Source organism: Burkholderia sp. Leaf177, assembly GCF_001424345.1.
GTDB lineage: Bacteria > Pseudomonadota > Gammaproteobacteria > Burkholderiales > Burkholderiaceae > Caballeronia.
Genome location: NZ_LMPF01000001.1, coordinates 117,294 through 130,193, shown reverse-complemented (window position 1 = coordinate 130,193; position 12,900 = coordinate 117,294). Strand labels below are relative to the sequence as shown.

10 protein-coding genes are annotated in these 12,900 nt (G+C 59.8%); 4 read left to right on the top strand and 6 right to left on the bottom strand.

The features are described 5' to 3' along the window. Positions 1-114: 114 nt before the first annotated feature. The 4 genes from ASG35_RS00575 to ASG35_RS00560 all read left to right on the top strand — a co-directional run bounded on the left by ASG35_RS00575 (position 115) and on the right by ASG35_RS00560 (position 6,434). Positions 115-927, top strand: a complete 813-nt coding sequence (locus ASG35_RS00575; protein ID WP_056351548.1) for an EAL domain-containing protein — start codon at positions 115-117, stop codon at positions 925-927. A 1,423-nt stretch (positions 928-2,350) separates the two neighbouring features. Next, a complete protein-coding gene (dalD, locus tag ASG35_RS00570) occupies positions 2,351-3,742 on the top strand; it encodes a D-arabinitol 4-dehydrogenase (RefSeq protein WP_056351545.1) in 1,392 nt (463 codons plus the stop codon). Between the two features lie 133 nt (positions 3,743-3,875). Further along, positions 3,876-5,357, top strand: coding sequence for a xylulokinase (xylB, locus tag ASG35_RS00565; protein ID WP_056351542.1), 1,482 nt, complete (start codon positions 3,876-3,878; stop codon positions 5,355-5,357). 129 nt (positions 5,358-5,486) lie between these two features. Continuing rightward, positions 5,487-6,434, top strand: a complete 948-nt coding sequence (locus tag ASG35_RS00560) for a sugar-binding transcriptional regulator (RefSeq protein WP_056351539.1) — start codon at positions 5,487-5,489, stop codon at positions 6,432-6,434. Between the two features lie 66 nt (positions 6,435-6,500). Here ASG35_RS00560 and ASG35_RS00555 read toward each other — a convergent pair whose 3' ends face one another. The 6 genes from ASG35_RS00555 to ASG35_RS00530 all read right to left on the bottom strand — a co-directional run bounded on the left by ASG35_RS00555 (position 6,501) and on the right by ASG35_RS00530 (position 12,632). Continuing rightward, positions 6,501-7,622, bottom strand: coding sequence for an ABC transporter ATP-binding protein (locus ASG35_RS00555; RefSeq protein WP_056351536.1), 1,122 nt, complete (start codon positions 7,620-7,622; stop codon positions 6,501-6,503). A gap of 49 nt (positions 7,623-7,671) precedes the next feature. Beyond that, positions 7,672-8,400, bottom strand: a complete 729-nt coding sequence (locus tag ASG35_RS00550; protein ID WP_056352821.1) for an HAD family hydrolase — start codon at positions 8,398-8,400, stop codon at positions 7,672-7,674. A 52-nt stretch (positions 8,401-8,452) separates the two neighbouring features. Then, entirely contained in the window at positions 8,453-9,301 is an 849-nt protein-coding gene (locus ASG35_RS00545; RefSeq protein ID WP_056351534.1) for a carbohydrate ABC transporter permease, read from the bottom strand. Next, entirely contained in the window at positions 9,298-10,233 is a 936-nt protein-coding gene (locus ASG35_RS00540; RefSeq protein WP_056351532.1) for a carbohydrate ABC transporter permease, read from the bottom strand. Before ASG35_RS00540 ends, ASG35_RS00545 begins: the two co-directional genes overlap by 4 nt. 123 nt (positions 10,234-10,356) lie before the next feature. Continuing rightward, positions 10,357-11,664 (bottom strand): ABC transporter substrate-binding protein, encoded by a 1,308-nt coding sequence (locus ASG35_RS00535; RefSeq protein ID WP_156392979.1) that lies wholly within the window; start codon positions 11,662-11,664, stop codon positions 10,357-10,359. Between the two features lie 194 nt (positions 11,665-11,858). Next, the gene (locus tag ASG35_RS00530; protein WP_056352820.1) at positions 11,859-12,632 is read right to left on the bottom strand and encodes an L-iditol 2-dehydrogenase; all 774 of its coding nucleotides are present in this window, start codon (positions 12,630-12,632) and stop codon (positions 11,859-11,861) included. Between the last annotated feature and the right edge of the window lie 268 nt (positions 12,633-12,900).

Below are 12,900 nucleotides of genomic sequence, written 5' to 3'. Positions count from 1 at the left end.
GTAGAACTGCTGTTAACCCTAGGCGCGGACTTATATCAATATGCGGATTTTGTGCAAAGCGTCATGCGTGGCGCTGCTACCATCGACGCTACATTGCAAGAGAGCAACGCCTAAATGATTGCGCCGACCGTTCAGCAACTTGTCGCGCGCGCCTCGGACTATCCGTTTCCGGGCGCGCGCATTGTCATGGGCGAAGGGGCGCGCGCGGAATCGGCCGTTGCGTTCTACGACGGCTTTGCGCTGGCGAGCGCTTACGAGCCCATCTTCGATGTCAGCACGCGCGGCTTGCCGCAATCGCTGACGGCATCGGTGGAAAGCGCGGAGCGTTTCGGCGATGAACTGGGCTTTCAGGCGTTGACTTTCACGGCCGACGGCGCGCCGTTCGATCCTTTTGCTCAACTCGACGATGACCCGCGGCTCGTTGAGCTCGATCGTCTGTCACGCGCGTTGCACGCGTTCAATTTTTTTGGCGCGCAGCGGCCTGGATTGTTGTTCTTGCGGGTGCATGAGCGCTTGCTGAAGAGCGTCAAATACGACCATGGGAAGCACTTTTCTTCTGTGCTGATCGAGTTCGGATTGAATCCGGCGCGGATTGTGATCGAGTTGCCGTCGGCGGCGGTGGCGCACCGGACGTTTCTTGGGTATCTCGTCAAGAGCTATCAGAAGTATGGGTTCAAGGTGGCGGGGAATCTCGCGAACGCGGGGCAGGTCATGGCGGTATCGGATATGGCGCGGCTTGATTTCATCAAGATGGATGCGGGCGCGGCGTTGCGGGATTCGGTTGTCAAGCCGTTGGTCGGGTATGCGCACCGGTTGAAGATTCCGCTGATCTTCAGCAACGTGGTGGATGAGGCGCAGTTCGATGCCTTGCAGCAGTTTGATGTGAATTTTGTGCAGGGGCCTGCGTTTGAAGTGCATGAGGGGTAGTGGTGGGATTGACGCTGGCGCTTGGGCGGTTGTTTGTAACGGTTGGGGTTTTATGCCGGGTTGTCGCTGCCTGGGCCTTCGTGGGTTTGGTTCTAGCTGATCTCTTTATCACTGTTAGCCACTGTCCGTGGCGGGACTTCATTTCACAAGGTTTGACGCTGGCGCTTGGGCGTTGTTTGTAGCGGTCGGGGTTGATGCCGGGTTGCTGCTGCTTAGGCCTTCGCGGGTTCTGTCTCAACTGACTTCTTTAGCACTGTTAGCCACTGTCCGTGGCGGGACTTCATTTCTTTGTCCAACGGCGACAAAGAAACGAAGCAAAGAAAACGCCTCTCCACCGCTAATTCTTAAGTGTCCGTGGCGGGACTTCATTTCTTTGTCCAACGGCGACAAAGAAACGAAGCAAAGAAAACGCCTCTCCACCGCTAATTCTTAAGTGTCCACAGCGTGCAACCAGAACTGCGTGGCACGCAAGAAGCACCCTCAGCGCATAACCACGTCCTCCTGAAACCCTCCCCCTCCGGCAACAGATACCCACACGCTTCGCCACCAGCGTCGGAATCCGTTAATACGGAAACCCGTCACACATATAACAACGGTTTAGCCCATAACAGATCAAAGCATCTTGAGCTGCAAACATCGCCGTTAATATCGTCGCCCGTTCTATTTGGGCGCCAGCGCGCGTAGCGCGGAGGCCTGGTTAGTGGATTCCCACACTGGTGGCGAAGCGTGTGGGTTGCCGTGGACGGAGGGGGAGGGTTTCAAGTGTTCGGGGTTTTGCGCTGAGGGTGCTTCTTGCGTGCCACACAGTTGTCACTGCACGCTGTGGACACTTAAGAATTAGCGGTTGAGAGGCGTTTTCTTTGCTTCGTTTCTTTGTCGCCGTTGGACAAAGAAATGAAGTCCCGCCACGGACAGTGAGAGGCGTTTTCTTTGCTTCGTTTCTTTGTCGCCGTTGGACAAAGAAATGAAGTCCCGCCACGGACAGTGGCTAACAGTGCTAAAGAAGTCAGCTAGCATGAAACCCGCGAAGACTTGAAAAGCAGCAACCCAGCACCGACCCCGACCGCTACAAACAACCGCCCAAGCGCCAGGGCCAAACCTCGTGAAATGAAGTCCCGCCACGGACAGTGGCTAACAGTGCTAAAAAGAACAGCTAAGACAGAACCCGCGAAGACCTAAACAGCAGCAACCTAGCATTAACCCCAACCACCGCCCCCCCGCCCATCCCCGTCCGATTCAAATTGCTGCATAGCGCCTTGACATTCCCCGATCCGAATACGATCATTCGCTCACACAACGAGCAATTGATCGTGCCAATACGTGAAACTGGCGGTTTAGCCACCCACCCCAACCACGCCATGGCATGAAACAGCGCACCGCGCCCGGCCCCGCCTGCGGCGCATCCAGATCAGAGGAAGACACCATGACGTCCGGAAACCAAACAACCCCCGATGTGATCCTGCACATCGGCGCGGGTTCTTTTCATCGTGCGCACCAGGCGTGGTATCTGCACAAACTAATCGAATCCGGCGATACCCAATGGTCGCTGACCGTCGGCAACATCCGCGGCGACATGAATCCCGTGCTCGAAGCGCTCGCCGCGCAAAACGGCGCCTATACGCTCGAAACCGTCACGCCGCAGGGCGAACGCAAATACGAAACCATCCGCTCGATCAAGAAAGTCGTGCCATGGGCCGCGGACCTGGACGCGCTGGTCGCGGCAGGCGCGGCGCCGGAGTGCAAGATCGTATCGTTCACGGTGACCGAAGGCGGTTATTACCTCGATGAACACCACAAACTCGACACCGCCAATCCGGACCTGGCCGCGGACCTGAAAGGCGCGCGCACGACCATTTACGGCGCGCTCGCCGCAATCCTCGATGCCCGCATGAAACAAAACGCCGGCAAAGTGACGCTGCAAAACTGCGACAACCTGCGCAGCAACGGCGACCGGTTCAAGGCGGGCATGCTCGAATTCCTGCAATTGCGCGGCGAAACGGCACTGCGCGACTGGATGATCGCGAATACGTCCTGCCCGAACGCAATGGTCGATCGCATCACGCCACGTCCCACGCCGGATGTCCGCGAGCGCGTGCTGGCCGCCACCGGTTTCGACGACAAAACCCCGGTCATGGGCGAAGCGTTCATCCAATGGGTGATCGAGGACGCATTCATCGCCGGACGGCCTGCCTGGGAGAAGGTCGGCGCGGAAATGGTCGACTCGGTCCATCCCTACGAGGAAGCCAAGATCCGCATCCTGAACGCCACGCACAGCTGCATTGCGTGGGCGGGGACGCTGGTCGGTTACCAGTACATTCACGAAGGGACGCAAGACGCGGAAATCCGTGCTCTCGCCGATGACTACGTGACGCAAGACGTGATTCCGTGCCTCACGCCGAGTCCCATCGACCTGGCGAAATATCGCGATGTCGTGCTCGATCGCTTCGTCAATCCGTACATTCAGGACACGAACCAGCGCGTCGCCGCCGATGGCTTTTCGAAGATCCCGGGGTTTATCGCACCAACGCTGCGTGAGTGTTTTGCACGCAAGACCGATCCCGACGCGACCGCCATGCTGCCCGCGCTGTTCTTCCGTTTCCTCGGACGCTGGCACGAAGGCAAGCTGCCGTACGCGTATCAGGACGGCGTGATGGACGCCGCGACCGCGCACGCATTCTTCGAAGCAGCTGATCCGGTGAAGGCGTTCGTCGCGGATAAACTGCTTTGGGGCAGCCTCGCGCAGAGCACCGATCTCGAACGTGTGCTGCGTGCCGCGCTCGGCCGTGTCGATGCATGGCTCGCGAAACGCGCCTGAGCCAGTCGCGCACAGGTCCACCGACACTCTTCAAAACCGCGTCCGGTGTTATGCCAATGGCGTAAGACCGGCAGCGGCGCTACATTAGCGCCTCCGGTTTTCTCCGCTTCAAGCCTTCATCAAGGGTTCGTCCATGTATTTAGGCATCGATCTCGGCACCTCCGAAGTTAAAGTCTTGTTACTCGCCAGCGACGGCAGCGTCATCGGCACGGCGGGTACGCCGTTCACCGTATCGCGTCCGAAACCGCGCTGGTCGGAACAAAATCCGCTCGACTGGTGGGACGGCACGCGCGCCGCCCTCTTCGCCTTGCGCGATAAATTCCCGGAAGAATTCGCGCAGATTCGCGGTATCGGATTGTCGGGACAGATGCACGGCGCCGTGCTGCTCGACTCCGAAGATCGCGTGCTGCGTCCAGCGATTCTCTGGAACGACATGCGCAGCGACAAGGAATGCGACGAGCTGACGCAAACCGCGACGGAGTTGCATCGGATAGCCGGTAATCTCGCGATGCCCGGTTTCACCGCGCCGAAACTGCTTTGGGTGAAGCACAACGAGCCGGAAATTTTCGATCGCACAGCATGCGTGTTGTTGCCGAAAGATTATCTGCGTCTGCATCTGACGGGCACGAAAGTGTCGGATCCATCGGATGCAGCGGGTACGTTATGGCTCGATGTCGCGCGCCGCGACTGGTCCGACGAACTGCTCGCCGCGTGCAGCATGACGCGCGCGCAAATGCCGGCGCTGGCGGAAGGCAGCGAACCGTCGGGCACGTTGTTGCCGGAACTCGCACGCGAACTCGGTCTGCGCGACGGCGTGATCGTCGCGGCCGGCGGGGGCGACAACGCGGCGAGCGCGGTGGGTATCGGTGCAACGGAACCGGGCGATGGCTTCCTGTCGCTGGGAACATCGGGCGTGTTGTGCGTGGTGGGCGACCGCTTCCGGCCGAATCCGGCATCGGCTGTCCACGCGTTCTGCCACGCAATTCCCGACAGATGGCATCAGATGAGCGTGGTGTTATCGGCGGCGAGTTGTTTGCGCTGGGTCTGCAAACTGACTTCCACCGATGAACCTACCCTGCTCGCCGAAATCGAAGCACTCGATCCCGCCGCGCTCGAAATCGCGCCATTATTCCTGCCGTACCTCAGCGGCGAACGCACGCCGCACAACGACCCGTACGCGCAAGGCGTGTTCTTCGGCATGACGCACGCCACCGATCGCGCGTTGCTCGGATATGCGGTGCTCGAAGGTGTGACGTTGGCGCTGACCGATGGCCTCGATGCATTGCAGGCAGCCGGCACGGAAGTGCACGCGTTGTCGTTGTTGGGTGGCGGCGCGCGCAGCAAATACTGGGGCCAGTTATTGGCCGATGCCCTGAACACCCGCACGCGCACACACGGTGGCGGCGAGACGGGCGCGGCGCTGGGCGCGGCACGTCTTGGCTGGCTTGCGGCAGGCGGCGATCCCGCGGTCGTACTCGCGAAACCGCCGGTCAAGGACGAGTTCATTCCGAACCCGGAACGTCACGCAATCTTGCGGCAGCGGCTGAAGGGCTTTCGCGAGTTGTACCAGCACGTGAAGCCGTTGTTCGATCCGGCGCGTCCGCGGCTTGCCTGAACACACGGCGCGGAAGTTTTTCGTCGAAACCTTCCGCGCCACGCGTGCACAATATCGATAAATCCGCGCGCCTCTCCGGCGCGCGATCTACATCTGCATTCGATATAAACGACCTGACATCGAGCTCCCGTGCCCAAGTCCAACGAAAAACTCGATCTCGCCACCCGCGCCGCGTGGCTCTATTACGTCGCGGGAAACACGCAGAATGAAATTGCGGAGAAGCTGCAGATCTCGCGTCCCGTCGCGCAGCGGCTCGTCGCGTTCGCCGTGGAAAAGAACCTGATTCGCGTGCGCGTGGATCATCGCGTGGCAGATTGCTTGTCGCTGGCGGCGCGGTTATCGAAGCGATACGGCTTGTCGATGTGCGAAGTCGTGCCTATAGATGGCGACTCGCCCGAGCAAGTAGACCGCAAGCTGGCGGTCGCGGGCGCGCAAGTCATGGAGCGTTATCTCACCGACGAAAAACCGCTCGTCATCTCGATCAGCAGCGGCCGGACGCTCAAGGCCGTGGTCGCGCAAATCGGGCAACTGGAGCGACCGCAACACAGGCTGGTTTCGATGGTCGGGGCAATCGCCCAGGACGGTTCATCGAACCGCTACGACGTCGCGCAGCATCTTTCAGAGAAGACCGGCGGCAAGCACTTCATGCTCCCCGCACCGTTGATGGCCGACAGCCGTGCCGAGCGCGCGCAATGGGTCAATCACCGCTTGTACAGGATCGTGGATGCGTTGTCGGAGAATGCCGACGTGGCGTTTGTCGGGATCGGCAATATGGGGATCAACTGCCCGCTGCATGAGGACGGCTTCATCACCACGGCCGAAGTTGAGGAGATGATGGAAGGCGGCGCCGTGGCCGAGCTGCTCGGTTTGCCTATCGATGCAGAAGGTGTCAGGGTGGAATCGACGACCGGCGAGCGCGTGACGAGCTTGCGGCTCGATACACCGCCGAAGCGCCCGACTATCGGCTTTGCTGGCGGGGTAAGAAAACGCGCTGCTGTGATTGCCGCGTTGAAAGGGAAATGGCTGTCGGGTTTGGTGACGGACGAGTTGTGCGCGCAGGCGGCTTTGGAAGCCTGATTTAAAGGCCTCGCATGAACAAACGCCCGGACATGTCCGGGCGTTTGTTCATGCGTGCTCAAAAAATCATGCCGCCGACAACACCTCGACGATCTTCCGTTGATACGCGCTCCCTTCGGCATTGAACAAGTGGCAATGCTCGGGCATGGCGCCCAGCTTCAGCACTTCGCCGCGCGAATGGCGCTCGAGCGGCGGAATCCGGGCGATGATCCCTTCCGGCGCCACCGATGACTCCGCGTACAAATACGCGGCATCGCCGAGCGATTCGACGGCCATCGTCTTCGCCGATACCCCGTGTTCAACGGTCGCCGCCGTTCCCGCGTGCAGATGCTCCGGACGAATGCCGATCGTCACCGAATCGCCGACCTTGGCATTCCCCGGCTCCACCGCGGCAAGCTGCGTCTCGCCGGTTTCGTACTTCACCAGCACGCCATCGCTTAAAACCTGCGTAACTACGCCATTGAAAAAATTCATCTTCGGCGAGCCGATAAAACCCGCGACGAACTTGTTCTGCGGCGCGTGATAAAGCTGGTTCGGCGTGCCGACCTGCTCCACATTTCCCGCCGACAACACCACGATCTTGTCCGCGAGCGTCATGGCTTCGACCTGATCGTGCGTCACGTAGATCATCGTGGTCTTCAGCTCGTCGTGCAGGCGCGCGAACTCGAGACGCATCTTCACGCGCAACGCGGCGTCGAGATTGGAAAGCGGTTCATCGAAGAGAAACACTTTCGGCTTACGCGTGATCGCCCGGCCAATTGCCACACGCTGACGCTGACCACCCGACAATTGCTTAGGTTTCCTGTCGAGCAAATGATCGATGTGAAGGATCTTCGCGGCTTGCTGCACTGCTGCGTCGATTTCCGGCTTCTTCGCGCCCGCAAGCTTGAGGCCAAACGCCATGTTGTCGTACAGCGTCATGTGCGGATACAGCGCATACGACTGAAACACCATCGCAATGCCGCGCTTGGCGGGCGGCACGTCGTTCACGCGCACGCCGTCGATATTCAGATCGCCGCCGCTGATGTCTTCGAGACCGGCGATCATCCGCATCAGCGTGGACTTGCCGCAACCGCTCGGCCCCACGAACACGACGAACTCACCGTCGGCGATATCGAGGTTCACGCTGCGAATCACTTCGGTTTCTTCGTAGCGCTTGTTGATGTTGCGCAGATTCAGGCTTGCCATGATGGAGTCTCCGTCTTTAACTTCGCTTTGTTTCCTGCGAGCACGCGGCTCAGGGCAGTTCAAAGCTTGCGTTTTGCAGCCATTGTTCGACAAGCGCGGGGAGCTGCCCCATTTCGTCGAACACGACACTTGCGCCAGCACGTTTCAGCGCATCGATTTGTCCTTCACTTGCATGACCGCCGCCCACGAAACCCAGCACGGTCATGCCCGCCGCCGCAGCCGCCGTCACGCCGGTCACGCTGTCTTCCACCACCACGCACCGCTCGGGCGCAACGCGCAGCGTGCGCGCCGCCGAGAGATACACGTCGGGCGCGGGTTTCGGATTCGCCACGGTATCGGCGCAAAAAAGCCGTTCGCCGAAATAGCGCACGAGGCCCGTGCGGCTCAGCACCGCTTCCACATACGACGTAAAACTGTTGCTCGCGCAGGCTTTTCTCAACGCAATGCGGCCGAGCGCTGCATCGATACCATCGACCGCCGGCGCTTCAACCGCCGACGCTTCCACGACCGCGCGGATTGCATCGATCTGCGCGGAGTCGAGCGTTTTTCCGAGCGTTTCAGCCGAACGCCGCAACACCGTTTCAATGCGCAACCCGAGCAGCGGCGTGACGATAGGTTCAGCGTCCACGCCGGGCCAGAGCGCCTCGATCTCCTGCACGAGCATGCGGCCCGCAATGGCTTCGCTGTCGATCAGCACGCCATCGCAATCGCAAATCAACAGGTGATCGTCATGGGCAGCGGTTGCACTGGAAACATCCGCTGCGCCGGCTTGGGACAAGTTCAGGTTCACTGGATCGGCCTCTAAAGTGCTACATGTACTTGTCACTGCGCTACTTCACCGCGCCGAAGGTCAGGCCGCGCACGAGTTGTTTCTGCGACAGCCAGCCGACGATCAGGATTGGCGCGACCGCCAGCAAGGAAGCCGCCGAGAGCTTGGCCCAGAACAAACCTTCAGGACTCGAATACGACGCAATGAAAACCGTCAGCGGCGCTGCGTTCGAGCTCGACAGGTTGATGCTCCAGAAAGCCTCGTTCCACGACAGGATCACGAGCAGCAGACCCGTGGATGCCAGCCCTGGCAAAGACATGGGCATCAGCAAGTAGACGATCTCCTGCCACGTCGCCGCACCGTCGATACGCCCGGCTTCCAGAATGTCGCGCGGGATTTCGTTGAAGTACGTGTAGGACATCCACACGGCGATCGGCAAATTGATCAGCGTATAAACGATGATCAAACCCCACACCGTGTCCAGCATGCCGGTGTTTTTCCACAGCAAGTAGATTGGCACGAGCACGCCCACCGACGGCATCATTTTCGTCGACAGCATCCACAGCAAGACCTTCTGCGTTTTCTTGGTCGGGAAGAATGCCATTGCGTACGCGCACGGCACGGCGAGCAACAAGCAGATCACCGTAACGCCCACCGAGATCAGGATGGAATTCCACGCGAACGCAAAGTAGTTGCTGCGCGCGAAGACCTCGCGGAAGCTGTCGAGCGTCGGCGTGAAAAAGAGCGACGACGAATACGCCTGCTGCTCGGTCTTGAACGCCGTGATGGTCATCCAGAAGATCGGGAAAAACAGCAGCAAGGCGAACAGCCACGCAATCACGCCCAGCACGCTGCGCTTCAGCGTATCGATGAACGGCGCCGACGTTGTTGCAGTTACGGGATGGCTCATGATTCGTACTCCCCTTTCAGGTTCTTCGCGAGCATCCGCACGAGGAAGAACGCCACGATGTTCGCCAGCACGACCGCCAGAATGCCGCCCGCCGATGCCAGACCAACGTCGAATTGTTGCAGGCCGAGCGAGTAGATCAGGTACGACAGGTTGGTCGTCGCGGTGCCGGGACCGCCGCCGGTCGTCGTGTAGATCTCGGCGAAGATCGACAACAGGAAAATGGTTTCCATCATCACGACCACGGCGATCGCGCGCTTCAAATGCGGCAACGTGATGTAGAAGAACATCGAGAAAGCGCCCGCACCGTCAATACGCGCCGCCTCCTTCTGCTCCTGATCCAGTGACTGGATCGCGGTGAAGAGAATCAAGAACGCGAACGGCAGCCATTGCCACGCAACGATCATGATGACGGCAAAGAGCGGATACTCGCCGAACCAGTCGATCGGCTGCATGCCCAAACCTCGCATCGCGGCAGCCACGAGGCCATACACCGGATGCAGGATCATGTTCTTCCAGATCAGCGCGCTGACCGTCGGCATGACGAAAAACGGTGCAATCACCAGCAAGCGCGCAATGCCCTGCCCGATGAACTTCCGGTCGAACAGCACCGCGAGCAGCACGCCGCCGATCACGGTGATCGCCAGCACGGAGCCGATCAGAACCAGCGTATGAACGATCGACGGACCAAATGCAGGATCCGTTGCGAGGAACTCGTAGTTATCGATACCCGCAAAACCCTTTACGTCCGGGTTCAGCAAGTTGTATTTCGAGAACGAATACCAGATGGTCATCGCGAGCGGAATGGCCATCCACAAAAACAATACGGCAGTCGATGGCGTGATCAGCCAGCGCACCGACTTCGCGCGTTTCTTGTCGCGCTCGGCCGCGGATTCCGCGTACGTGTTCGATATGGGGGGATTAAGTTGACTCATGGTCGTGTCACCTCTCGATGAAGCGCAGGCCGCGCGCGTGGCCCTTCCAACGAAGAGCGGCGCGGCCTGCTGTACTACATTAGGCGCCAGGAGTGTGGGCCTCGACTGCTAGAGCGTGCTCGATTACTTCTGATAGCCGGCTTGCTTCACGGCGCGGTCCGCGGCTGCGTTGCCCGCTTTCAGCGCTGCATCCACGGTCGTCTGCCCTGCAACCACGCCGGCAATCGACTGGCCAACCACCGTGCCGAACGACTGGAATTCCGGAATGCCGACAAACTGAACGCCGGTGTACGGAATCTTCTTCATCGAGGAATCATTCGGGTTAGCCGATTCGATTGCGTTCAACACGAAGTCGCCAAACGGCGCGGCCTTCTTGTAGTCGGCGTTCGCGTATGTCGACTTGCGCGTGCCCGGGGGAACCGATGCCCAGCCTTCGTCCTTCGCGGCCAACTGGATGTATTCCTTCGATGTCGCCCACGTCGCGAACTTCTTCGCAGCGTCTTGGGACTTCGACGTCTTCGGAATCGCCAGCGACCACGACCACAACCAGTGCGAGCCCTTCGGCGTCACGGCAACCGGCGCTGCGGCAAAACCGATCTTGTCCGCGACCTGCGATTGCGACTTGTTGTAGAGCATGCCGGCTGCAACCGTTGCATCGATCCACATCGCGCATTTGCCCGACGACATCAGCGTCAGGTTCTCATTGAAGCCGTTCGAGCTGGCGCCCGGAGGGCCATCGTTTTTCAGCAAGTCTGAGTAGAACGTGATCGCCTTGTGCCATTCCGGCGTATCAAGTTGCGCTTTCCAGTTCTCGTCGAACCAGCGGCCGCCGTACGTGTTCACGAGTGTCGATACAAACGCCATGTTCTCGCCCCAGCCCGCCTTGCCGCGCAAGCAGATGCCGTATTGGCCCTTGGCTTTGTCGGTGAGTTTGTCGGCGAATTGCTTGATCTGGTCGTAGGTCGGCTGATCCGGCATTTTCAGGCCGGCGGCTTCGAACAAATCCTTGCGGTAATACGTCATCGAGCTTTCAACGTAGAACGGCAGCGCGTACAACTGGCCGTTGTACGAGAGACCATCGCGCGCGGTTTTCACCACGTCGTCGAGATCGTAGTCGGCCGGGAGATTCGTCATTGGCACGAGCCAGCCGCGCTTGCCCCATTGCGGCGCTTCGTACGTGCCGATCGCCATCACGTCGAACTGGCCGCTATTCGTGGTGATGTCGGTGGTGGCGCGCTGACGCAGAACGTTTTCTTCCAGGATCACCCACTTCAGCTGGATATCCGGATTGGCTTTTTCAAACGCCGGCGACAGCTTCTTCAACTCGATCATGTCCGGGTTGTTGAGCGTCGCGATGGTCACGGTCGCGGCCTTCGCGGCAACCGGCACAAGCGCGGCCGCGGCGAAAGCGGCGCACGCGAACGAGCGCATCGGCAGGTTTTTAAGGGTGAATGTGGCGCGTTTCATGTTGTTTCGTCTCCTTTATCGTTAGCACGGCGCTCGTGCTGCGGGCTTGCATGACGCGTCGATCATCGGCTGATCGGATTGATACGGGCTACTACATACTTTCTGGTACTCGTGAAACTTGAATTCGTAGCGGGCGGTTTCGTGCCCGCCCCAGGCACTTAGCTCATCCAGTTGCCGCCATCCACATTCAGCGTCTGCGCGGTGATGTAATCCGAATCCGCCGATACCAGGAACAACGCCGCGCCCGTCAGATCGTTCGGCAGGCCCATGCGTCCAAGCGGTACGGCTTCACCGACCAGGCGCTTCTTTTCGCCGAGCGGACGGTTTTCATACTTCGCGAAAAGCGCATCGACGGTTTCCCACATGGGGGTATCGACCACGCCCGGCGCAATGCTGTTCACGTTGATGCCATGCTGTGCGAGACCCAATGCCGCCGATTGCGTGTAGCTGATCACGGCGGCCTTCGTTGCGCAATAGTGGGAAACTAGCGCCTCGCCGCGACGTCCGGCTTGCGACGACATATTGACGATCTTCCCGCCGCGGCCTTGGCGGACCATTTGCTGCGCGACGAGCTGCATCAGGAAGAACATGCCCTTCACGTTCACCGCGAAGAGGCGATCGAAAATATCCCAGGATTCATCAAGGATCGGGCGCATGTCGAAAAGCGCCGCGTTGTTGTACAGGATGTCGATGCCGCCGAATTTGTCGACGGTGGACGAGACGATGCGCTCGAGATCTTCGCGCTTGGTGACGTCGGCTTTGACGGCGAGCACGTTGCCCGCGTAGTCCGAAAAACGCTGCGCCAGTTCGGCTTCGTCTTTCAGATCGACGACGACGACCTTCGCGCCTTCGTCCAGAAATCGTTTGGTGACCGCTTCGCCAATCCCGCTGGCCGCACCCGTCACGATAGCTACCTTGTCCTGCAATTTCACGGTTGTCTCCGGTTCGTCTTTGGCCGCTTTATTCGCGCTTGAGTCGTGCTTTGGCCGCGCTTGAGTCACAAAGGCAGTGAGCGAACGCTCTGTGCGCGATCAATTGCTCTCTGCGTGGTCGAATGATCGGTGACGAGTGAGGCGGTGTCAAGGCACGTTGCGATGTTTCGATGCTGCGACGCGCAAAGGGTGCGAAAACCGCGGGAAAACCCCAAGCGGCGCGGCTTTGCGCGAAGCGTGTTCTCGGCTGAACGCGTTCCGGACATCG

Bases quoted from the DNA above. Each gene is read 5' to 3' on its own strand.
- ASG35_RS00575 (WP_056351548.1), top strand. From the start codon at position 115: ATGATTGCGCCGACCGTTCAGCAACTTGTCGCGCGCGCCTCGGACTAT.
- dalD (WP_056351545.1), top strand. From the start codon at position 2,351: ATGACGTCCGGAAACCAAACAACCCCCGATGTGATCCTGCACATCGGC.
- xylB (WP_056351542.1), top strand. From the start codon at position 3,876: ATGTATTTAGGCATCGATCTCGGCACCTCCGAAGTTAAAGTCTTGTTA.
- ASG35_RS00555 (WP_056351536.1), bottom strand. From the start codon at position 7,622: ATGGCAAGCCTGAATCTGCGCAACATCAACAAGCGCTACGAAGAAACC.
- ASG35_RS00545 (WP_056351534.1), bottom strand. From the start codon at position 9,301: ATGAGCCATCCCGTAACTGCAACAACGTCGGCGCCGTTCATCGATACG.
- ASG35_RS00540 (WP_056351532.1), bottom strand. From the start codon at position 10,233: ATGAGTCAACTTAATCCCCCCATATCGAACACGTACGCGGAATCCGCG.
- ASG35_RS00535 (WP_156392979.1), bottom strand. From the start codon at position 11,664: ATGCGCTCGTTCGCGTGCGCCGCTTTCGCCGCGGCCGCGCTTGTGCCG.